Source organism: Kocuria sp. LHG3120 (assembly GCF_049897445.1).
Taxonomy (GTDB): Bacteria; Actinomycetota; Actinomycetes; order Actinomycetales; family Micrococcaceae; genus Kocuria; species Kocuria rosea.
The window spans coordinates 104,766-126,212 of record NZ_JAFCWG010000005.1 but is presented as its reverse complement, the minus strand read 5'-3'; the positions used below and the strand labels follow the sequence as shown (position 1 = coordinate 126,212).

Genomic DNA, 21,447 nt, shown 5'->3' with positions numbered 1-21,447 from the left:
TTTCGGGAGAACGGTGCTAGCCGATGCGGAGGTCGTCGGAGGAGGCCTCCGGCTGGGGCGCGACGGGATCGGCCTCGGCCGACCTGTCGCGCAGGAACCATGCCAGCACAGCGGTGGCGATCACCGCGATGGCGGTGCCGAAGAACGCCAGGGTGGGCACGGTCGGCACCAGCAGGAACACGACGGCCGCGGCGACGACGCCGGCGATCACCGTCATCCGCAGGTTGCGGGTCGAGACGACGGCCTGCACGAGCACCGCGCCCAGCACCGAGGGCAGGATGTAGGTCTGGACCACGGCGACGACGTCGGCGGGCACGACGCTCACCAGCCAGGAGCCCAGGAGACCGACCATGACGAGCAGCGAGACCAGGTGCACCATGGCCGCTCCGCTGATGGCCATCACCGCCGCCAGCTCCCCGCGGCGGGTGCCGGGCTTCGCGCCGATGGCGGACTGGGCGATCAGCGCCGAGGGCAGCAACTTGTTGGAGATGTTGCCGATCATGAAGGCCTGGTACATCGAGGCCTGGCCCAGGATCGGGTAGTAGGTCAGCGGCTCCACGATCCAGAGCACCCCGAAGGTGCCGGCGATGGCCAGCAGGGCGGTCCAGATCCGGGCCTGGTCCACGTCCAGGCCGGAGAAGAGCACGAGGTAGGCGGGGCCGGCCAGGGCGAAGAGCAGCCCGGCGATCATCGTCAGCCGGCCCCAGCGGGCGGTGGTCGCGTCGAACTGCTCCAGGGCGGGGACGGCGGCGGGGTTCACGGTGGTCATGGCAGAAGTCCTTCGGTGGGTCTGACGCACGGGCTCGGGGACGGTCTCAGGCGGTCGGGAAGACACCGGCGCCGACGGTGGCGTAGGTGACGACCAGCGCGGTCAGGATGGCGATGCCCAGCGCCCACTCGCGGATCCACTGCGCCCGGAGGGCCTTGGCGATGCCCAGGCACACCGCCATCACGGCCGCGGAGGCGAGGAAGGCCACCACGTGGTTGCCCGACTTCGGCAGCTCCCCGAGCCCGAGGGCGAAGAACGCCCCGAGCAGGGCCGCCCCGGGGACCACGGTCATCACGGCGGGGTTGACCTTGCGCAGGCTGACGTCGCCGCGCTTGAGCAGCGGGGTGAGGACCAGCGTGGCGAGCATCCACATCGCCCCGCCCAGGCTCATCGCCATGAACGCCACGGCGAAGACGCCCTGCGTGTACGTCGGGCCGCCCAGGTCGGCCCCCATGGTTCCCGCGGCGATGCTGGCCGCACCGGTCTCGAAGGACACCGACCCGATCAGCCCGATCCGCACCAGCACGGCGGGAGCGCCGAAGACGGTCAGCAGCGCGACGGCCACCAGGGCCACGGCCAGGGACGGCCCGATCGCCGAGACCGCCCCGGCGCGGAAGGAGGTCCTCAGCTCCGCCGGGCTCACCCCGGCGGCGGGGGCCGCCACACGGGCGGCCCGGACGTAGATGACGGTCTGCACGACGATGACGGCGAAGACGCCGAGGGCGCAGATCCACAGCACGGGCAGGTTGGCCACGGACAGGATGTCGGTGGAGGCGCCGTCGACAGCGGTGCGCAGGTTCATGGGAACTCCCGGAGGTGGTCGGATCGGCGGGGAAGGAGAGGCGGGGCCACGAGGAGTCCGTCGCCGGCGGATCTCTGCTCCGAGCGTGACGTGACGCCGATCACTCTCATTGGAGATCTTCGATAAACTGCACCGAATGCACTCTCGACCGAAGGAATGAGCATGGAGCTGCCCCCGGAGGACCTCGAGCTCGTGCACGCCCTGCAGATCGCGCCGCGGGCGTCCTGGACCCAGCTGGGGGCCGCGCTCGGCCGCCACCCCACCACGCTGGCCGCCCGCTGGGACCGGCTCCGGGCCGACGGCCGCAGCTGGGTCACCGCCCACCTGGGCACCTCCGGCACGCAGGGCTGCGCCACCTTCATCGGCCTCGAGTGCCGCCCGGGCCGCCGGGCGGAGGTGCTGGAGCGGCTGTGCGCCGTCCCGGAGATCGGCACCGTGGAGGAGTCCGCGCGCGCCTGGGACGTCCGGCTCACCGTCCTCACCCGCAGCTGGGAGCAGATGACCCGGGACGTGCTGCCGCTGGTGCGCGCCGATCCGGCGATCCTGCGGGCCCAGCTCACGGTGGCCACCCGGCTCCACGCCATCGGCAGCAACTGGCGCCTGGACGTGCTGTCCCCGGAGCAGCAGCGCCGCGTGAGCGCACTGCGCTCGGAGGCGCACCGCCCGCACGGCGCCGTCCCCGCCCACCTCGAGGAGATGACGGCCGTGCTCCAGGCCGACGGGCGGGCCACCGCCGCGCAGATCGCCGCCGCGACCGGGACCCACCCGACGACGGCGGCCCGGCACCTGCGCCAGGCGCTCGAGACCGGCCTCGTGGCTCTCCGCTGCGAACTGGCCCAGCAGCACTCCGGCTACCCGGTGCCCTGCCAGTGGTACGTCCGGGTGCCGCCGGCGCAGCTCGAGGCGGCCGTGCGCTGCCTGCGCTCCCACCGGACGCTGCGCCTGTGCGCCTCGACCACGGGCGACACCAACCTCACCTTCCTGCTCTGGCTGCGCACCCCCGGGGACATCTTCGACGTGGAGGCGGAGCTGCAGGCCGCCGCGCCGGGGGTCCAGGTGGTCGAGTCCGACGTGGGGGTGCGGACCCACAAGCGCATGGGCTGGATGCTGCGCGACGACTCGACCGCGACCGGCGAGGTGGTGACCGAACTCGGTCCGGCCGCCCCGTGACGCCGTGCGCCGCCCCGGCCCCGCCGCGGTGCGATGCAGAGGACGGGACGCGGGCGGTCCTCAGCCCCGGCCCGGCTCCCGCAGCAGGTCCGCCGGGACCAGGTGGGCGTCCCGGACGCCCTCGAGCAGCCGGGGGTCGACCGGCGTGCCGCGCCGGAGGACGCTGATCGTGCCGGCGGCCTCGAAGACCACGCACGCGACCTCGTCGGGGCTGCGCACCCCGGCGCCCCGCAGCGCACCGAAGAGCTCGGACTCCACCACGTGGACCCGGCGGAGGTTGGCCTCCAGGACCCGCTCGCCGGCCATCAGCAGCACCGCCCGGTTGTTCATCAGCGCCGACACGCGGATCCCCGCGCGGAGCCGGCCGAAGCCCGCCTCGAGCGCGAACAGCGTGCCGAGCCCCAGCACGCCCGCGGCGAGCGTGGGCGTGTCCCCCAGGACCGCGCGCCCGGCCACGGCACCGAGCATGACCACTATGACCGCGTCGAAGGTCGACAGCCGGGACAGCACGCGCTGCCCCAGGACCCGCACCATGAGCAGGAACGCCAGATAGATCCCCACGGCCGAGGCCACCACCGCCAGCGCCCCCGGGGCGTCCACGCCGAGGCGCGCCACGGCGTCGTCGAGCACCGGTCAGACCTCCTGGTCCGCGAACTGGGTCTCGTAGAGCTCCGCGTAGCGCCCGCTCACGGCGAGGAGCTCGGCGTGCCGGCCCCGCTCCACGATCCGGCCGTCCTCGACCACCAGGATCTGGTCGGCGGAGCGGATGGTCGAGAGCCGGTGGGCGATGACCAGGGCGGTGCGCCCTTCCATCGCCTCGCCCAGTGCCGCCTGGACGTAGGCCTCGTTGGTGGAGTCCAGCGCCGAGGTGGCCTCGTCGAGGATCACCACGCGCGGGGCCGCGAGCAGCAGGCGGGCGATGGTCAGCCGCTGCCGCTCGCCGCCGGAGAGCCGGTAGCCGCGCTCGCCCACCACGGTGTCCAGCCCGTCCGGGAGGGAGCGGATCACGTGCTCCATGCGGGCCCGGGCCAGCGCGTCCCACAGCTGCTCGTCCGTGGCCTCCGGCTTCACCAGGGCGAGGTTGTCCCGGATCGACTCGTGGAACAGGTGCCCGTCCTGGGTGACCATCCCGATGGTCTCCCGCAGCGAGGCGAAGGTGGCGTCCCGCACGTCCGTGCCCCCGATCCGGACCGCTCCCGAGGTGACGTCGTAGAGCCGGGCCACGAGCTGGGCGATCGTCGACTTGCCCGCGCCGGAGGACCCCACGAGGGCCACCGTCTGCCCCGGCAGGACGGTGAAGCCCACGCCGTGCAGCACCTCCTCGCCGCCCCTGGTGTCGAGCACCGCGACGTCCTCGAGCGAGGCGAGCGAGACCTCCTCGGCGGAGGGGTAGGCGAACCGGACGTCGTCGAACTCCACCGACGCGGGCCCGGCGGGCAGCGACCGGGCCCCGGGCCGCTCCTGGATCAGGGGGACGAGGTCGAGGATCTCGAAGACCCGCTCGAAGCTCACCACGGCGCTCATGACGTCCATCCGGGCGTTCGCGAGCATGGTCAGCGGGGTGTACAGCCGGGTGAGGAGCAGGGCGAGGGTCACGACCGCGCCGGCGTCCAGGTTGCCGAGGATCGCCTGCGCGCCGCCGAGCCCGTAGACGAGCGCCAGGGCGAGCGCCGAGACCAGCGTCAGGGCCGTGACGAACACGGTCTGCAGCATCGCCACCCGCACGCCGATGTCCCGGACGCGGCCGGCACGACGGGCGAACTCGGCGGCCTCGGCGTCGGGCCGGCCGAAGAGCTTGACCAGGGTGGCGCCGCCCGCGGAGAACCGTTCGGTCATCTGCGTGGACATGGACGCGTTGTGCTGGGCCGCCTCCCGCTGAAGGTTCGCCAGGCGCCCGCCCATGGCCCGGGCCGGGACCAGGAAGATCGGCAGCAGCAGCACGGACAGCGCGGTGACCTGCCACGAGATCGAGACCATGACGACGACGGTCAGGATCAGGGAGACGATGTTGCTCACCACGCCGGAGAGCGTGTTGGAGAACGCCCGCTGGGCGCCGATGACGTCGTTGTTGAGCCGGGAGACCAGGGCCCCGGTGCGCGTGCGGGTGAAGAAGGCGATCGGCATCCGCTGCACGTGGTCGTAGACGGCGGTGCGCAGGTCCAGGATGAGCCCCTCGCCGATCAGGGAGGAGAGCCACCGGTTGAGGATGCTCAGCCCCGCGTCCACGACCGCCACGGCGGCGATGGCCACCGCGAGCCAGACCACCACGGAGACCGCGTCCCCGGCGTTGATCGCACGGACCACGTCGCCGGCCAGGATCGGGGTGACCACGCCGAGCAGCGCCGTGAGCACCGAGATCACCAGGAACACCGTGAGCCTGGTCTTGTGCGGGCGTGCGAAGACGACGATGCGCCGGAGCGTGCCCCGGTCGATCTTCCGGTCCTTGACGTCCTGGCCCTGGACGGTGCGCCACAGCACCATGTACGGCGAGTTCTGCATGCTCATGCGGCCAACCCCGATCTGCGGGGATCGCCCGCGCTGCACCAGACGCGGCACCGTGGTGGTCGTGCGCGCCGCGCCGCCACCGATTTTACGCGGCCGCGCCGACACGTCCGCGCCCGCCCGCCGCAGCCCGCCGGAGGAGCCCCGCACGCCGGACGACGACGGGCCCCCGCGCCGCAGGATGCTGCGGGCGGGGGCGGGTCGCTCCGGCGCGGGAGGGGTCAGGCCCGGGCGGACCCGCGGCGCCGCGCCGCGACCAGGTGGTCCAGCGACCAGCGGCCGGCACCGGCCAGGACGAAGAGGACGGACGCGGCGGCGAGGAGCAGGACGAGCTCGACCCCGCCGTCGGCGGCGAAGAAGCCCGCGGGAAGGTGCACCAGCACGAGGGCGCCCAGCATGGTCAGGGCGAGCAGGGCGGCGACCACGCGGGTGCCGAGACCCAGGAGGAGCATCAGCCCGCCCACGAGCTCGAGGACGGCCGCGACGGGCGCGGCGAGCTCGGCCGCCGGGACGCCCATCTGGGCGAAGGAGGCCTGGGTGCCGGCGACGGTCCACTCGGTGACCTTCTGCCAGCCGTGCAGGAGGAACGTGGTGCCGAGGACGACGCGCAGGACGGTCAGGCCGAGGGTCGCGGCCGAAGAGTCGGCGGTGGGGACGGTGGGGGCGGAGGAACGGGCGGAGGACGTGCGCTGCGGCACCTGTGTTGTGGACATGTCACCACAGTAGGGGGCAGATACTTTCCGTGTCAAGCTTCTTGGTGAAGGGGGCCCGGTGTCACGGCTGGTCCGAGGCCAGTCCCCGGGCCGTGGGGCCGGCCGCGGCGTCGTCGACCATGCGGCCGATCAGCGCGAGCTGCTGGACCTGCACCGGCGTCAGCCGGTCGATCACCGTCCGCCGGACGTGCTCCACGTGGCCCGGGGCCACCTGCTGGACCCGCTCCAGGCCGCGGTCGGTGATCTCCGCGAGCACCACCCGCTTGTCCTGCTCCCCACCGGCGCGCACCACCAGGCCGTCCCGCTCGAGACGCGCGACGATCCGGGACAACCGGGACTGGGAGGTGTTGGTGGCCGCCGCGAGGTCCGACATGCGCCGGCGCCGGTCGGGGGCCTCCGAGAGCATCGCGAGCACCAGGTACTCGGCCAGGCTGAGGTCCGCCTCCGCCTGCAGCTGGGACTCGATGCTGCCGGGCAGCGTGAACATGATGGAGACGAGCGCCAGCCAGGCCTCGCGCTCCTCGGGGGACAGCCATCGGGTCTCGGTCATGGCCCGATTCTACGAGCCGGTCCTTGACGCCTCATGGGAACGCGTCCGCCGAGCGCGCCCCATAATGGAACCCATGGACTCCCTCGGCACCTGGCCCCGGCCCGTACCCGCGGACGACCGCGACTTCGACGTCCAGGTCATGCGGCGGCTGCGCACCGCCCCCGGCGAGGACGGGGCGCCCGACCGCCCCTCCCTGGGCGAGCGCCTGGGCACGTCGCTGCTGCTGGTGGTCCCGGTGCTGACCGCGCTCGCCGTGGTCCTGCTGTGGCAGCAGTGGTCCCGGTCCGGCTCGGTGCTCTACCTCGCCCTCGTCGCCGTGGTGCTGGTGGCCACGGCCCTGTGGTGGACGGCCCGGCTCAAGCGCGCCTTCAGCACCGCGCAGGGCCGGCTGGGCGCCCGCCTGGCGAACGTCGTGGAGCACGGCGTGGGCGTCGTCCGGGAGGTCGCCCTCGAGCCGGTCGCCGAGGACGCGTCCGCCGCCGGGCGCACGGGCGGGAGCACGGGCGGGAGCACGGCGGCGGACGCGGCGACGGACGGCGGCCGGGTCCGTGCCCGGTTGGAGCTGTCCGTGACCCCGGTGCGGGGGGACCGCTTCAGCACCTCCGTGGAGGCCCTGTACGACGCCGACGCCGCGCTCCTCCTGGAGACCGGCTCGCACGGGCCCGTCCGCTTCCTGCGCGACGACCCGGAGGGCACCACCGTGATCGACACCCGGCTCTCCGAGGAGCAGGTCGCGCAGGTCTACCGGGGCGCAGCCCTCAACTGAGGGCGGCGGCTCACTCGTCGCGCCGGCCGGCCGCCCGCTGCTCCTTCTCGACCCGCAGCCGGAGCTGGTCGCACAGGTCCTCGCCCGCCCGGAGCAGCTCCGGCATCCGGTGCCGCTCCGTGGTCTGGGCGCGGAAGGCGTCCGCCACGCCCACCCCGTGCCCGGCGCGGCGGGTGAGCTCGACCGGCAGACCGGCCCGCAGCGTGCCCGGCTCCAGGACCTTGAGGTAGGCCCCGGAGCGGCCCCGCTCCGTGAAGCGGCGCAGCCAGCCGCGCACCTCCATGCTCGCGCGGAACGTGCCGCAGGGGATGCGGGCGTCCGTGACCTGCAGCAGCACCCCGCCGATGCGCCAGACGTCGCCCAGCCGCGCGTCGTCGACGTCGACGCCCGAGAGCGTGAGGTTCTCCCCGAAGGAGCCGTCGGGGATCTCCCGCCCCAGCTCCTGCGCCCAGAAGTCCAGCTCCTCGCGCGCGAACGCGTACACCGCCTGGTCCGTGCCGCCGTGGTACTTGCCGTCCCCGATGAAGTCCCCGGCCAGGCCAGAGCCGACACCACCCCTGCGGGGGCCCGGGTCGCGGACCTCCACCGGTCCGTCCACGGGGCGCTTGCGGATGCCGGTGGCGCGGTTCGGCCGGGCGGGGTTGACCCCGGACCGTCCCACGTTGACGCTGTGCACGCGTCCGGTCACGGCCGGACGTCCTCGCCGGGGCGGCCGGCCTCGTCCTCGGTGCGCTCCTCCAGCTCGTTGTGGTGGGTCGGGGAGTAGACCGCGGAGCCGATGAGGTACCCGGAGCGGGCCAGCGCCATGCTGCCCACGGCCGAGGTCACCAGTTGCAGGACCACCGCGACGATCAGCTTCACCGCGTTCTCCACGCCGGGCAGGAAGAAGAACGCCCCGGTGAGGACGAACGAGACGCCGAGGCCCGTGGCCGTGGCGACCGCCGAGGACCGGGTGTAGAGGTCGGGGAACCGGGTGATCCCCACCGTGGCGCTGAGGAAGATCAGCGAGCCCAGGACGATGAACGCCTGTCCCACCACGCTCATCCACAGGGTGTCGTGCATGATCGGGTCGAAGTCCACGGTCACCGCCTTCCCTTGGTCAGTGCGCGTGCCAGGGACAGGGTCGCCAGGAAGCCCACGAGAGTCGCGATGAGGACCAGGTCGAAGACCGGAGGGCTCATCGCCAGCACGCCGAACAGGGCGATGAGCCCCACCACGGAGGAGAACAGCAGGTCCGCGGCGATGGCCCGGTTGGCGTCGTTGGGGCCGCGGAACATCCGCACCCCCGCGACGAGGACGGAGGCGGCGAGCACCAGCACGCCGAAGAGGATGCCGATCATCGGGGTCCCCCTCCCGGTCGGATGCCGTTCAGCATGTGGGTCTCCATCTCTCGCAGGCCCGACCGGGCGTCCTGCGGTCCGTCCGAGTACATGGCGTGCACGAAGATGTCGTAGCCCTCCGTGCCCGGAGCCCCGTCGTCCCCCGTGCCCACGTCGACCGCGGGACCGTCCGCGCCGCCACGGGTCCGGGCCACGGTGGCCAGGGTCAGGGTCCCAGGGGTCAGGGTGATGAGCACGCTGAGCAGGACCGTCTCGAACTCGCTGCGGCACCGGGTCCGGTAGCGGACCACGATGGGCGAGGACCCCTGACCCGGGGTGAGCACGTCGCGGGTCACCGCGGCGTTGGAGAGGACCAGCTCCCAGGCGTACCAGAGCAGGAAGCCGATCAGGCGCAGCGGCCAGGTCAACCACTTCACGAGTTCACCACCGCCTCCACGAACGCGCTCGTGTCCACGAGCCCGTCCGCCGCCGTGGCGGCGACGCCCAGCAGCAGCTCACCGCCCACACCGAGGACGAGGGTGACGACCGCCAGGACGAGGGCCGGTGCGATGAGGCCCACCGGGATGCGGCGCTCCTTCGTGCCGTCCGCGGCGACGACCTCGCTCGACGAGTCCTCCGGATTCCCCAGGAACATCTTCCCCCAGATCTTGAGCAGGTACAGGAGCGTGAACAGGCTGACGCCGACCGCCACGAGGGCCACCACGACCTGCTGCTCCTCGAACGCGGCCAGGATCAGCGCCAGCTTGGCCACGAACCCCGAGAACGGCGGGATGCCGGTCAGGGACATGGCGGCGGCGAAGAACACCACGGCGGTGAGCGGCTCCCGCCGCAGCAGTCCCGTGACCTCGCCCAGCGGCTGCCGCCCGTAGGCGATCTCCACCGCGCCGGTGGACAGGAACAGGGACACCTTCACCACCGTGTGGTGCAGCAGGAAGAAGATGCCCGCGGTGAGTCCGGCGGCCCCGAACAGGGCGACGCCCAGCAGGATGTAGCCGATCTGGCTCACGGTGGAGTAGGCGAGGATCGCCCGCGCGTCCCGCTCCCCCACGGCGCCGAGCACACCGACCACCATCGAGACGGTGAAGACCACCAGCCCGATCCACAGGTACTGCTCCGCGCCGTCGAAGATCACGGCGTAGATCCGGTAGATCGCGTAGACCGCGATCTTCGTGTGCAGACCCGAGAACAGGGCGGTGACGGTGGGCGACATGAAGGGATAGGTGCGCGCCAGCCACCCGTGCACGGGGACCACCGCCGCTTTCACGGCCAGGGCGGTGAGAGCAACGGCGACCGACACGGCCACGGCGGTGGACTCCGCGGCCCGGCCCGCCAGCTCGGCGAGGTTCACGGTGCCGGCCGTGCCGTAGACGAGCCCCACCCCCGCGAGGAAGATCGTGGAGGCCAGCAGGTTGACGCTCACGTAGATCCGCGAGGACGTGACCTGCATCAGCCGTCCCCGGCCGCGGTGGGCCAGGATGATCAGCGCGTAGGACGGCACGAGCATGACCTCGATGAACACGAACAGGTTGAACAGGTCCGCCGTGAGCAGGGCTCCGTTGAAGCCGGCCGTGAGCACGAGCACCAGGGGGCCGAAGTAGCGCTTCTCCGCCTGCCCCGAGACCACCCCGAACCAGGAGCTGACCAGGGTCACGAAGCCGGTCGCGGTGAGCATGAGGGCGGTGAACAGATCGGCCGCGAAGGGGATGGCGATGCCGGCGGGCCAGCCGCTGATCCGGTGGGCCAGCACGGTGCCGCCGTCCAGGAGGGTGGCCACGAGCCACACGGCCCACACCACGTCCGCCCCGAGGACGGCGAGCAGCCCCGCCTTGCCGATCCGCCCGGAGCCGCCGGCGAGCACCAGCAGACCGGCGGCCAGCAGCGGGACGATGACGAAGAACGGGATCAGGTCCGCGCTCATGCGCGACCACCCCGCCCCGGGCGCCGCTCGGGGCGGGTGCCCACCGGATCCGGGTCCGCGGGGGCGGCGCCGTGCGTCCCGGTGCTGTCTGCGGGGTCGTCCATCAGGTCAGGGGTCTCCATCTCCCGGCCGGTGAGCTCGAGATCGGTGTCGTCGTCCTCGTCGCCGGTCACGGCGAGCACGAGCATGTACATGGTGATGGCGAACGCGATGACGATCGCCGTCAGCACGAAGGCCTGCGGCAGGGCGTCCGCCGTGGTCGCCGGGTCCGGGGAGGAACCGAGGGGCTCACCGCGGCGGTCGATGCCGCCGGTGGACATGATCAGCAGGTTCACCCCGTGGCTGAGGAGGGCGAAGCCGATGATCAGGCGGACCATGCCGCGCCGCAGCATCATGAAGACGCCGCCTCCGATGAGCACCCCCACGGTCAGTGCGAGTGCCATCAGGAATCGTCTCCTCGGGGTCGGTCGGGGTGCTCGGCGGACGCCCCGGAAGGCCGTCCGGAACTCCGGTCGAGAACCCGGATGCTGCTGAGGTCCATGGGCGCCGTGCTGGGGTGGTGCGGCTCGTCCGTGGTGGGGGTCGGGCGGGGGGCGGGACCGTCCACCGCGGTGGAGCCCACCCGCCGCAGGGGCGGTGGTTCCTTCTCCTCCACGCCGAGACGGCTGACCGCGGCCAGGATCACGCCGACCACCGCGAGGTACACGCCGACGTCGAAGAACAGCGCCGTGGTGATCGCGACCCCGAACACGTCGAAGTGCAGGGCGCGCAGGAACGAGCCCTCGGCCAGGCCCAGGAGGCCCACGACCACCGCCACGGCGACCCCGGCGCCGATGAGCTTCACGTAGGGCACACCGAGCCGGCTGACCCGGTCGTCCTGCGCCGAGAGATAGACCAGGGAGATGCCCGCGGCACCGATGAGGGCGGCGATGAAGCCGCCGCCGGGCTGGTAGTGCCCGCGGAGCAGGAAGAAGAGGGACAGGACCACGATGACCGGCCCGAGCAGGCGCTCGGTGACCCGCAGGACCATGGTGTTGTCCCGGGCGTCGCTGATCGGCGACCCGGGCGGCTCCGTGATGGGGCTGTGCAGCTTGGGCAGCAGCCCCCGCGACTCCAGGGCCACGACGATCGCGATGCCGGCCACGCCCAGGACGGTGAGCTCACCGAGGGTGTCCAGGGCGCGGAAGTCCACGAGGATCGTGTTCACCACGTTCGACCCGCCGGTCTCCGTCTTGGCCTCCGCGAGGAAGTACTGGCCCGCGTCGGAGAGCCCGCGCCGGCCGGTGAGCGCCCACGTGGCCACGGCGGCGGAGGTGCCCGCGAGGACCGCGACGACGGCCGCCGTGGTCGACCGCCGCTTCCCGGTCCGGTGGAAGGTGGAGGGCAGTCGGTTGAGCAGCAGGACGATCACCACCACGGTGAGGATCTCGACCAGCAGCTGGGTCAGCGCCACGTCCGCGGCGCCGAGCTCGTAGAACCACAGCGCGACCGCGAAGCCCACCACGCCGATGATCGTCACGAGGGCGATCCGGCTGCGCACGCCCAGGGCCAGGAGCACCCCGACCAGGACCACGCCGAGCAGGACCCAGTCCAGGGGGCGCGTCACGTCCCCGTGCAGCGGCGGGACGTCGACCGTGAACACGCCGACGACCGTCAGCGCCACCAGCACGACCACGGGCGGGACCAGGTGCCGGTAGGGGGCGTCGGCGCGGGTGAGGCCGCCGATCCACGCGCCCAGGGAAACGGAGCCGCCGCGCAGCGCCTCGACCGTGCCCACCCCGGTGATGGGCGACAGCTCCCGGTCCAGGAGCCGGTCCACGCTCCTCCGGGCGAGCACCAGGATCGTGCCCAGGGTGAAGACCGCCAAGGACATGTACAGCTCGGGGGCGAGGCCGTGCCACAGCCCCAGGTGGGGCTCGGCGTCGGGCCCGGCCACGGCGGCGGAGGCGGCACCGAGCAGCGGCTCGGCCAGCACGCCCCCCAGTCCCAGCACCAGACCGGCCACGGAGACCAGGGCCACGGGCGCCAGGAAGGCCGCGGAGGCCTCCTTCGGCGGGTCCTGGGCGGGGCGGCCGGGGAAGATCGTGATGATCATCCGTGCCGAGTAGGCGAAGGTGAAGGACGCGGCCAGGACCGCCACGGCGCCCACGAGCCACACCGCCGCGGTGGGCGCCGGGCTCTCCGCCATGGCCTTGAACATGGCCTCCTTGGAGACGAACCCGAACAGCGGGACGACCCCGGCCATGGAGACCGCCGCCAGCGTCATCACGACGGCCGTGACGGGCATCGTCCGCGCCAGCCCGGAGAGCTTGCGGATGTCTCGGCTGCCGGCCTGGTGGTCGACGACCCCCAGGGACATGAACAGCGCCGACTTGAACAGCGCGTGGGCCGCCACGTGCACCACGGCCCCCACCACCGCGTAGGAGGTGCCGATGCCGATGGTCGCCGTCAGGAAGCCCAGCTGGCTCACGGTGGAGTAGGCGAGCAGCTCCTTGAGGTCGTTGCGCTGCAGCGCGAACACCGCCCCCATCAGGGCGGTGAACAGGCCCACGGAGATCAGCAGGACGTTCCACACCGGCACCTCGCTGAGGGCCGTGGAGAAGCGCAGCATGAGGTAGATGCCGGCCTTCACCATGGCCGCCGCGTGCAGGTAGGCGCTCACGGGGGTGATCGCGACCATGGCGTCGGGCAGCCAGGCGTGGAAGGGGAACTGCGCGGACTTGGTGAAGGCCGCGAGGGCGATCAGCACCGCGACGAACGCGGCGAACCCGGGGGACGTGGACCACACGTCGTCGACGAGGATGTCGCTGAGGCGCGTGGTGCCGGTGGCCACCCACATCGCGACCACCGCGGCGAGCAGGCACAGCCCGCCGGCCATGGTCACCAGGAAGGTCCGGATCGCCGGGTCCTTGGCGTGCGGGCCGGAGCGGGCGATGAGCAGGAAGGAGCACAGCGTGGTGAACTCCCACATCACGAACAGCAGGACCACGTCGTCGGCCAGGACCAGCCCGAGCATCGCCGCGGCGAAGAACGTCATCAGGGTGTAGAAGGCGCTGTGCGAGCCCTTGGCGAGGTAGCGGGCCGAGTAGCCGATGACCACCGCGCCGATGACCAGCACGATGAGGCCGAAGAACAGCCCGAGCCCGTCGAGCCGCAGGTGGAAGGTCACGCCCAGGGTCGGCATCCACGGGATCTGCTGGGAGACCGCGTCGGCGTCCCCCCGGCCGTTCCACACCGCGACCAGCGCACCGGCGAGCACGAGGAGGCCCGCGGCGAGCGGCCAGCCGGCGTCACGGCCCGCCCGGCGGCCCAGGACGGCCGCCGCAGGGCACAGCAGGGTGGTGAGAGCAAGAATGATCAGGAGGGACACGCCTGGCAACCGTCCGGTCGGTGGGATGGGAACGAGGTGGACTCGGCCGTCGACTGACCGGCCGCGCCGGCCGGTGTCCCGGCCGGAGTGCTCAGGCGTCCCGGGGGCATCCGGAGAGCAGCGGCCCCCAGGAGTTCAGGTAGCCGTTCGTCCCGTTGGACACGCACCGGACCGCCGAGGACAGCACGCGGCCCGGCGGCACGGCGGGGCCGCGGCCGTGGGCGTGGTTCCTGGGGCTGGTCATCGCCCCGAATTTACCATGACGGCCACCACAGCCCCCGGCGAGGTGCTGCGGTGCCCGTGACTCCTCTGCGCGCGGTCCGGCCGCCCTTCCGGCCGGTGACGGGGTCAGCGCCGCTCCCGCAGGGGGCTCGAACCGGAGTGCGGGACGGTCGGGGTGGCGGCGGTCTCGGCGTCCGGCTCGACGGGCGCGCGGCGTGCCGGCTCCTCCGGCGGGAGCGCGTCCCCGAGGTCCTCGTCCCGGTCCTCGACGAGCTCGCCGCCGCGGTCGCCGTCGTGGGGGGCGAGGGCCGGACGACGGCGCGGGGCGTCGTTGATCTCGGTGACCGACACGGCCATCGCGTTGAGCGCGAGACCGGCGAGCACGAACAGCCACGCCGCGACGGGGTACCACGCCAGACCGAGGACCACTCCGACCACGACGAGGGCGACGGAGGTCAGGTAGGCGGGGGTCAGCACGCGCTGGACGTTGAACTTCATGGTTTCCATTCCACCACGCGCGCGTGCCGATCGACCAACGGGCCCGGGCGTTTCCCCGCACCGGCCCGGGCACCCTGGTCCGGGAGCCTCCGTGCGTATACCGTCGGCGGCATGGACGACCTCGACCCCGAACTGCTCGAGCTGGCGCGCTCCGCGCGCACCGTGACCGTGCTCTCCGGCGCCGGGATGTCGGCCGAGAGCGGGGTGCCCACCTTCCGGGACGCCGGCACCGGACTGTGGGCCCGCTGGTCCCCCGAGGAGCTGGCCACCCCCGAGGCGTGGGACGCCGACCCCGGGCTCGTCTGGTCCTGGTACCTCTGGCGGGCCCGCCAGGTGCGCCGGCTCCGCCCCAACGCCGGACACCGGGCGATCGCCCGGTGGGCGGACCGCGCCCGCGTCCACGTGGTCACCCAGAACGTCGACGACCTCCACGAGCGGGCGGGCTCCGCGGTCCTCGCCCACCTGCACGGCAGCCTGTTCGCGTTCCGCTGCTCGGGCTGCGGCGCCCCGTTCCCGGAGCGTCTCCTCCCGGGCCTGGCAGCGGAGGCCCGTCCGGAGGCACCGCCCGCTCCGCAGGAGCCCGACCGCGAGGAGCCGAGCCGCGAGCGCCCCCCGGTGTGCCCCTCCTGCGGCGGAGCGGTGCGGCCCGCGGTCGTGTGGTTCGGGGAGCAGCTGCCCGAGGGCGCCGTGGAGCGCGCCGCCGCGGCCGTGGCCGAGGCGGAGCTCGTGCTCGTGGTGGGCACGTCCGGGCTCGTGCAGCCCGCCGCCTCCCTGCCGCTGATCGCGGCCGGCCGCGGGACGCCCGTGGTCGAGATCAACCCCGAGGACACCGCGCTCACCCCGCACGCCGACCGGACCGTCCGGGCCGGCGCCGCCGAGGCGCTGCCCCGCCTCCTGCCCCCGTGGGGCGACCGGCGCCCGGCCGCCCGGCGGCCACGCGCCGACGGCTGAGCGCCCGCCGCCGGCTGCGGCCACCGTTCCCCGCCTTCCCGGGGCCTCCCGCTGCGGCTGGGCAGCGGAGGCCGATTGCTGAGAGCAGAAAGCACGCTGTCCTTCTTGTCAGCGCGCGGCGACAGCAGGAGACTGTTCGACGGACACCGGGCCCGGACGAGCTCCTCCCGGCCCTCCCTGTCAGCCCCTGGCTGTCTCCCCACGAAAGGCACGGTCCATGACGCAGTCCACGACGCAGTCCCCGACCCTCACCCTGCACGACGGCAGGACCATCCCCCAGCTCGGCTACGGCGTGTGGCAGGTCGACGCCGACATCGCCGAGGACGTGGTGGGCCAGGCCCTCGAGGCCGGCTACCGCCACATCGACACCGCCATGATCTACGGCAACGAGGAGGGCGTCGGCCGGGCGATCGCGAACAGCGGCATCCCGCGCGACGAGATCTTCGTGACCACCAAGCTGTGGAACGACGACCACGGCCACGACTCCGCGCTGAAGGCCATCGACGCCTCCCTGGAGCGTCTCGGCCTGGAGTACGTCGACCTGTACCTCATCCACTGGCCCACCCCGAAGCGCGGGAAGTACCTGGAGACCTGGAAGGCGTTCCAGGAGATCCGGGAGAGCGGCAAGGCCCGGTCCATCGGCGTCTCGAACTTCCCGCAGGAGGAGCTCCAGGAGATCATCGACGCGACGGGCGTGGTCCCCGTGGTGAACCAGGTGGAGCTGCACCCCTACTTCAACCAGTCCGCGCTGCGGGACTTCAACGCCTCGCACGGCATCCTGACCGAGGCCTGGTCCCCCCTGGGCCAGGGCGGCGACCTGCTGAAGGACCCGGTGATCGACTCGATCGCCCGCAAGCACGGCGCCACCCCGGGACAGGTCATCATCGCGTGGCACCTGGCGATCGGCAACGTGGTCTTCCCCAAGACCGTCACGCCGGAGCGGATCCGCGAGAACTACGCGGCCCTCGACGTCCGGCTCGACGACGAGGACGTCCGGGCGATCAGCGGCCTCGACAACGGCGGGCGGATCGGCTCCGACCCGAAGGACTTCAACTGAGTCCTGGCTCCTTCCCCGGCGACGCCCGGGACCGCGGTGGGTGCACCGCGGTCCCGGGCGTCGCCCGTCCCGCCGCCGGCACCGCCCACCGGGGGGTGAGCGCGACGGGGCCGCCGGCCGCGGGCGCGCACCGATTGGTGCTCGACCGCCCGGCAGGCCGATCATGGTGCGCATGACTTCCCACACCCCCCGCGCGGCGGACGGCGCCACCGGCGCCCCCGACCCGCGCGACCACCACGACAACCGCTCCGACGTCCGGTCCTTCTTCGGCCAGCCGCGCATGCTGGCGAACCTGTTCAGCGTCGAGCTGTGGGAGCGCTTCTCCTTCTACGGCATGCAGGGCATCGTCCTGCTGTACATGTACTTCGCCACCACCGAGGGCGGGCTCGGCATCGACCGCGCCACGGCCGCGGGCATCGTGGGCGCCTACGGCGGCGCCGTCTACCTGTTCGCCATCCTGGGCGGGTGGGTCGCCGACCGGCTCCTCGGCTCCGAGCGGACGATGTTCCTCAGCGGCGTTCTCATCATGGCCGGCCACGTCTCGCTGGCGCTGATCCCCGCCGTCGCGGGCCTCACGATCGGCCTCGTCCTCATCGCGATCGGGTCCGGGGGGCTCAAGGCCACGATCACCAATCTCGTGGGTGCCCTCTACGACCGCCAGGACCCGCGCCGCGACGCCGGCTTCTCGATCTTCTACATGGGCGTGAACATCGGCGGACTCCTCGGGCCGCTCCTGACCGGCTTCGCGCAGAAGACCTGGGGCTTCCACCTCGGCTTCGGCCTGGCCGCGGTGGGCATGGCCTTCGGCCTGGCCCAGTACGCCCTCGGGCGCAGGAGGCTTCCCGCAGACGTCCACCACGTGCCCAACCCCCTGCCGCGCGAGCAGTACGGGAAGTGGGCGGGGATCGCCGCGGCGGCGATCGCCGTCGTCGTGGCCGCCGCCCTCACGGGGGTGCTCAACGCGGCCAACCTCGCCGACGTCGTGGTGGGGGTGATCGTGGTGGCGGCCGTGGCGCTGTTCGTCCTCCTGCTCACCAGCAAGAAGGTCGACGACGACGAGCGCTCCCGCGTGCGGGCGTTCATCCCGCTGTTCATCGGCTCGGCCGCGTTCTGGGCGCTGTTCCAGCAGCAGTTCACGGTCATCACGATCTACTCGGACACCCGGCTGGACCGCGCGCTCGGCGACTGGACCATGCCGATCTCCTGGGTCCAGTCCTTCAACCCCTTCTTCATCATCCTGCTCGCGCCGGTGTTCGCGGTGCTGTGGACGAAGCTGGGCGACCGCCAGCCCGGCACGCCCACCAAGTTCGGCCTCGGCATCGTGCTGATGGGATCGGCGTTCCTGATCTTCCTGCCCATGGTCGGGGTGTCCTCGGTGCCGGTCCTGTGGGCCGCGCTGATCCTGCTGGTCGCCACCCTGGGCGAGCTGATGGTCTCCCCGGTGGGCCTGTCCCTGTCCACCCGGCTGGCCCCGCGGGCCTATCCCGTGCTGATGGTTGCCCTCTTCTACCTGTCGGTGGCCCTGGGCACGGCCCTGTCCGGCGCGCTGGCCGGCTACTACAGCGAGCAGACCGAGGCCGCCTACTTCGGGATCCTGGGCGCCGTGACCATCGTCGTCGGCGCCGCCCTGCTCGTGCTGTCCCCCTGGATCCGGCGGATGATGCGCGGGGTGCGCTGACGGCCGTGCCGGGCACCCGCCGTCAGGGACCGGTCGGTGCGCGGAGGATGCCGCGCACCACCTCGGCGGCGGGGACCTCCTGTGCGGCCGCGAACTGCGGACCGGCCCACAGGGCGATGGCCTCGGGGTCCCCGGCCTGCGCCGCGGCCGCCCGGATGGGCTTGGTCGTCTGATTGACCTGGGGATATGCCGCTGGGGCCATATTCGTGAAGCGGTCGAGGAAACCGTTGCGCACCCCGCGCGCCAGCCGTCCCGAGAACGCGCGGGTCACGGCGGTCTCCGTGTAGCGGCCCGAGCCGAGGGCCTCCCGGTACGCGGCGGACGTCCCCGCCTCGTGCGTGCGCAGCAGCAGCGTGCCGACCTGCACGGCGTCCGCCCCGGCGGTCAGGGCCGCGTCCGCGTCCGCCGCGGAGGCGATGCCGCCCGCGGCCACGAGTGGGACGTCCACGGCGGCGCGGACCGCGGCGACGAGCTCCACCAGGGGCTCCTCGCCCGGGACGTCCTCCGCGCGGTGGGTGCCCCGGTGCCCGCCGGCCGCCGGGCCCTGGACCGTCAGCAGGTGGGCACCGGCCCGCACGGCGGCCTGGGCCTCCGGGACCGAGGTCACCGTGACGGACGTCGTGGTGCCCACCGCCGCGAGCCGCGCCAGCACGGAGACCGCGGGGAGCCCGAAGGTGAACGAGACGACCGGGACCCGCAGCGCCTCGACGAGCTCGAGCTTGGCGGCCCACCCGTCGTCGTCGGCGGGGTCCGTGTCCGGCAGCTCCACCCCGTACCGGCGGGCCGTGTCTTCCAGCGCCTCCCGGTAGGCCGCGACCGACCGGTGCACGGCGGGGTCGACCGCCGTCCCGGGGGCCGCGGTGTTCGCCGCCTGCGGGACGAACAGGTTCACCCCGAACGGGCCGTCCGTGCGCGCCCGGACCTCCTCGACGTCCGCGCGGACGCCCGCCGCGGGACGGTTGCCGGCGGCCAGGAAGCCCAGGCCGCCGGCGGCCGTGACCGCCGCGGCCAGCGCCGGGGTCGAGGGCCCGCCGGCCATCGGGGCGCCCAGGAAGGGGAGGCGGAGTTCGGTCAGCCGGAAGCGGGGCGCTGTGCTCGTCATGGTCCCAGGCTAGGAACACGGCGGCTCGTCGTCACCACCTGGGCCGGGCGCGGGGCGTGGCATAGGCTGTGGCCACGGTCACCGCACGCCGGGGCCCGCCAGCCCGTCACCACCGATTCGAGGCATCCGATGGCCCAGTCAGCCGAATCCGGGACCCGGTCCCGCCCCCAGCCGGAGCTCAAGCGCGTCATGGGCCCCGGCCTGCTCCTGCTGTTCATCGTGGGCGACATCCTCGGCACCGGGGTGTACGCCCTCACCGGGAACATCGCCGGAGAGATCGGCGGCGCCGCCTGGGCCCCGATCCTCGTGGCGTTCCTCGTGGCGACCATCACGGCCTTCTCCTACCTCGAGCTCGTGACCAAGTACCCCGGCGCCTCGGGCGCAGCGCTGTACACGCACAAGGCCTTCGGCATCCACTTCATCACCTTCCTCGTGACGTTCGCGGTGCTCAGCTCGGGCCTGACCTCCGCCTCGACGGCGGCCTCGGCCGTGGCCTCGAACTTCGCCCGCGGCTTCGGGCTGGAGGTGGACACCACGACCATCACCGTGATCGCCGTGATCTTCATCGCGATCCTCGCCGCCATCAACATCCGCGGCGTCACCGAGGGCCTCGCGTTCAACGTGGTGCTGACGTCGATCGAGCTCACCGGCCTGCTCATCGTCATCCTCGTGGGGTTCTGGGCGGCGTTCCAGGGCCAGGCCGACTTCAGCCAGACGATGGTGTTCGAGACCTCGGAGGACAAGGGCATCTTCCTGGCCCTCACCGCGGTGACCTCGCTCGCGTTCTTCTCCTTCGTGGGCTTCGAGGACTCCGTCAACATGGTCGAGGAGACCAAGAACCCCAGCCGCGACTTCCCGCGCGTGATGCTCTTCGGCCTCGGCCTGACGGGCGTGGTCTACATCCTGGTCTCGATCTTCACCGTGGCGGTCGTCCCCATCGGCGTGCTCGGGGAGTCGACCACGCCGCTGCTGGACATGGTCCGGATCGGCGCCCCCAACATCCCCATCGACACGATCTACCCGTTCCTGACGATCTTCGCCGTGGCCAACACCGCCCTGATCAACATGCTCATGGCCTCCCGGCTGCTCTACGGCATGGCCCGCCAGGGCGTGCTGCCGGACTTCCTGGGCCACGTCCTGCAGGGCCGGCGCACCCCCTGGTCGGCCATCGTGTTCACGAGCCTTCTCGCCATGGCGCTGATCGTCGTCATCAACAACATCCTCGGCAGCGGCACGGCGAGCGCCCTCGGCGGCACCACGGCCCTTCTCCTCCTGGGCGTGTTCACCATCGTCAACGTCGCGGCGATCATCCTGCGCAAGGACCACAGCCCCACCCACGACTACTTCCACGCCCCCCGGGTCCTGCCCTACCTGGGCGCGATCACCTGCGCCTACCTCGTGGGGCCCTGGGCACAGGACCTCGTCGAGTACCAGATCGCCGTGGTCCTGCTGCTGATCGGGCTGGGCCTGTGGATCGTCAACTTCGTCTACGACCGCCTGTTCCTCGGCCGCAAGGTGCGGTTCGAGCACCCGGAGGCCCTCGCCCGCATGGAGGACGAGCCCGCGGACCAGGACCCCCACCGCGGTCCCTGACCCGTTCCGCCCCACCGTGCCGCTACCCCAGGAGAACCCGTGACCGTCGTCGTCGGATACATGCCCACCGCCCCCGGACACGCGGCGCTGGACGCCGCCATCCTCGAGGCAGAGCGCCGCGGCACCGACCTGGTGGTGGTGCAGCCGCGGCCGAGGCGCCACCAGCCGCCGGAGATCGAGGCAGACATCGACGTGGAGCGGGAGAGGCTCGCCCGTGCCGGAGTGCGCTACGAGCTGCGGGAGCCCGACCACGACAGCGACCCCGCCGACGTCATCCTCGACACCGCCCGCGAGCACGGGGCCGAGCTCATCGTGCTGGGCATCCGGCGCCGCTCCCCCGTGGGCAAGATCATCATGGCGAGCACCGCCCAGCGCGTCCTGCTCGAGAGCCCCTGCCCGGTGCTGTGCGTCAAGGCCGTCTACGACTGAGCCCGGGATTTTATTTC

At 72.8% G+C, this 21,447-nt stretch carries 23 protein-coding genes; 7 read left to right on the top strand and 16 right to left on the bottom strand.

The features are described 5' to 3' along the window. Positions 1-16: 16 nt before the first annotated feature. Together ACP7CD_RS11430 and ACP7CD_RS11425 are read right to left on the bottom strand one after the other, a co-directional pair. Complete coding sequence (locus tag ACP7CD_RS11430) at positions 17-769, bottom strand: hypothetical protein (RefSeq protein WP_426120227.1); 753 nt, start codon at positions 767-769, stop codon at positions 17-19. A gap of 46 nt (positions 770-815) precedes the next feature. Then, a complete protein-coding gene (locus ACP7CD_RS11425; protein WP_017831726.1) occupies positions 816-1,571 on the bottom strand; it encodes a DUF5058 family protein in 756 nt (251 codons plus the stop codon). Between the two features lie 162 nt (positions 1,572-1,733). Between ACP7CD_RS11425 and ACP7CD_RS11420 the strand changes: the two genes are divergently transcribed. Then, positions 1,734-2,741 carry an AsnC family protein gene (locus ACP7CD_RS11420; protein WP_126346753.1) on the top strand — a complete coding sequence of 336 codons (1,008 nt, stop codon included), beginning with the start codon at positions 1,734-1,736 and terminating at the stop codon, positions 2,739-2,741. A gap of 60 nt (positions 2,742-2,801) precedes the next feature. Here ACP7CD_RS11420 and ACP7CD_RS11415 read toward each other — a convergent pair whose 3' ends face one another. The 4 genes from ACP7CD_RS11415 to ACP7CD_RS11400 all read right to left on the bottom strand — a co-directional run bounded on the left by ACP7CD_RS11415 (position 2,802) and on the right by ACP7CD_RS11400 (position 6,506). Then, a complete protein-coding gene (locus ACP7CD_RS11415) occupies positions 2,802-3,371 on the bottom strand; it encodes a DUF421 domain-containing protein (RefSeq protein ID WP_126346752.1) in 570 nt (189 codons plus the stop codon). Positions 3,372-3,374: 3 nt separating this feature from the next. Continuing rightward, a complete protein-coding gene (locus tag ACP7CD_RS11410) occupies positions 3,375-5,222 on the bottom strand; it encodes an ABC transporter ATP-binding protein (RefSeq protein WP_051063693.1) in 1,848 nt (615 codons plus the stop codon). Between the two features lie 242 nt (positions 5,223-5,464). After that, entirely contained in the window at positions 5,465-5,956 is a 492-nt protein-coding gene (locus ACP7CD_RS11405) for a DoxX family protein (RefSeq protein WP_081615660.1), read from the bottom strand. A gap of 61 nt (positions 5,957-6,017) precedes the next feature. Beyond that, positions 6,018-6,506, bottom strand: a complete 489-nt coding sequence (locus tag ACP7CD_RS11400) for a MarR family winged helix-turn-helix transcriptional regulator (protein WP_017831721.1) — start codon at positions 6,504-6,506, stop codon at positions 6,018-6,020. 73 nt (positions 6,507-6,579) lie between these two features. Between ACP7CD_RS11400 and ACP7CD_RS11395 the strand changes: the two genes are divergently transcribed. Continuing rightward, the gene (locus ACP7CD_RS11395; RefSeq protein WP_017831720.1) at positions 6,580-7,272 is read left to right on the top strand and encodes a hypothetical protein; all 693 of its coding nucleotides are present in this window, start codon (positions 6,580-6,582) and stop codon (positions 7,270-7,272) included. A 10-nt stretch (positions 7,273-7,282) separates the two neighbouring features. Here the strand turns inward: ACP7CD_RS11395 and ACP7CD_RS11390 are convergent, their stop codons facing one another. The 9 genes from ACP7CD_RS11390 to ACP7CD_RS11350 form a co-directional block, all read right to left on the bottom strand. Beyond that, entirely contained in the window at positions 7,283-7,960 is a 678-nt protein-coding gene (locus ACP7CD_RS11390; RefSeq protein WP_176337108.1) for an MOSC domain-containing protein, read from the bottom strand. Further along, entirely contained in the window at positions 7,957-8,352 is a 396-nt protein-coding gene (mnhG, locus tag ACP7CD_RS11385; protein ID WP_237740394.1) for a monovalent cation/H(+) antiporter subunit G, read from the bottom strand. Before mnhG ends, ACP7CD_RS11390 begins: the two co-directional genes overlap by 4 nt. Positions 8,353-8,354: 2 nt before the next feature. After that, positions 8,355-8,612 (bottom strand): monovalent cation/H+ antiporter complex subunit F, encoded by a 258-nt coding sequence (locus tag ACP7CD_RS11380; RefSeq protein ID WP_017831717.1) that lies wholly within the window; start codon positions 8,610-8,612, stop codon positions 8,355-8,357. Beyond that, positions 8,609-9,028: a Na+/H+ antiporter subunit E gene (locus tag ACP7CD_RS11375; protein ID WP_017831716.1), complete on the bottom strand. Its 420-nt coding sequence runs from the start codon at positions 9,026-9,028 to the stop codon at positions 8,609-8,611. Before ACP7CD_RS11375 ends, ACP7CD_RS11380 begins: the two co-directional genes overlap by 4 nt. Beyond that, positions 9,025-10,530 (bottom strand): monovalent cation/H+ antiporter subunit D family protein, encoded by a 1,506-nt coding sequence (locus ACP7CD_RS11370; protein ID WP_017831715.1) that lies wholly within the window; start codon positions 10,528-10,530, stop codon positions 9,025-9,027. The genes ACP7CD_RS11375 and ACP7CD_RS11370 overlap by 4 nt, the downstream gene beginning before the upstream one ends. Beyond that, positions 10,527-10,973 (bottom strand): sodium:proton antiporter, encoded by a 447-nt coding sequence (locus ACP7CD_RS11365; RefSeq protein WP_109243540.1) that lies wholly within the window; start codon positions 10,971-10,973, stop codon positions 10,527-10,529. Before ACP7CD_RS11365 ends, ACP7CD_RS11370 begins: the two co-directional genes overlap by 4 nt. After that, on the bottom strand, positions 10,973-13,900 hold the full coding sequence (locus tag ACP7CD_RS11360; RefSeq protein ID WP_426120226.1) for a DUF4040 family protein: 2,928 nt from the start codon (positions 13,898-13,900) through the stop codon (positions 10,973-10,975). Before ACP7CD_RS11360 ends, ACP7CD_RS11365 begins: the two co-directional genes overlap by 1 nt. 91 nt (positions 13,901-13,991) lie before the next feature. Continuing rightward, positions 13,992-14,144, bottom strand: a complete 153-nt coding sequence (locus ACP7CD_RS11355) for a hypothetical protein (RefSeq protein WP_154676753.1) — start codon at positions 14,142-14,144, stop codon at positions 13,992-13,994. Positions 14,145-14,248: 104 nt separating this feature from the next. After that, entirely contained in the window at positions 14,249-14,620 is a 372-nt protein-coding gene (locus ACP7CD_RS11350) for a hypothetical protein (protein ID WP_426120224.1), read from the bottom strand. 111 nt (positions 14,621-14,731) lie between these two features. Between ACP7CD_RS11350 and ACP7CD_RS11345 the strand changes: the two genes are divergently transcribed. From ACP7CD_RS11345 to ACP7CD_RS11335, 3 genes are all read left to right on the top strand, one after another. Then, positions 14,732-15,571 carry an SIR2 family NAD-dependent protein deacylase gene (locus ACP7CD_RS11345; protein WP_426120223.1) on the top strand — a complete coding sequence of 280 codons (840 nt, stop codon included), beginning with the start codon at positions 14,732-14,734 and terminating at the stop codon, positions 15,569-15,571. A gap of 217 nt (positions 15,572-15,788) precedes the next feature. Continuing rightward, positions 15,789-16,628 carry an aldo/keto reductase gene (locus ACP7CD_RS11340; RefSeq protein WP_017835099.1) on the top strand — a complete coding sequence of 280 codons (840 nt, stop codon included), beginning with the start codon at positions 15,789-15,791 and terminating at the stop codon, positions 16,626-16,628. A 172-nt stretch (positions 16,629-16,800) separates the two neighbouring features. Continuing rightward, on the top strand, positions 16,801-18,306 hold the full coding sequence (locus tag ACP7CD_RS11335) for a peptide MFS transporter (protein WP_426120222.1): 1,506 nt from the start codon (positions 16,801-16,803) through the stop codon (positions 18,304-18,306). 22 nt (positions 18,307-18,328) lie between these two features. On the opposite strand, the gene ACP7CD_RS11330 is transcribed toward ACP7CD_RS11335, so the two are convergent. Then, positions 18,329-19,408, bottom strand: coding sequence for a nitronate monooxygenase (locus tag ACP7CD_RS11330; RefSeq protein WP_426120221.1), 1,080 nt, complete (start codon positions 19,406-19,408; stop codon positions 18,329-18,331). A gap of 129 nt (positions 19,409-19,537) precedes the next feature. Here ACP7CD_RS11330 and ACP7CD_RS11325 point away from each other — a divergent pair, with 129 nt between their 5' ends. Continuing rightward, positions 19,538-21,001, top strand: coding sequence for an APC family permease (locus tag ACP7CD_RS11325; protein ID WP_051063846.1), 1,464 nt, complete (start codon positions 19,538-19,540; stop codon positions 20,999-21,001). 39 nt (positions 21,002-21,040) lie between these two features. Beyond that, positions 21,041-21,430 carry a universal stress protein gene (locus ACP7CD_RS11320; protein ID WP_017835095.1) on the top strand — a complete coding sequence of 130 codons (390 nt, stop codon included), beginning with the start codon at positions 21,041-21,043 and terminating at the stop codon, positions 21,428-21,430. Positions 21,431-21,447 lie beyond the last annotated feature (17 nt).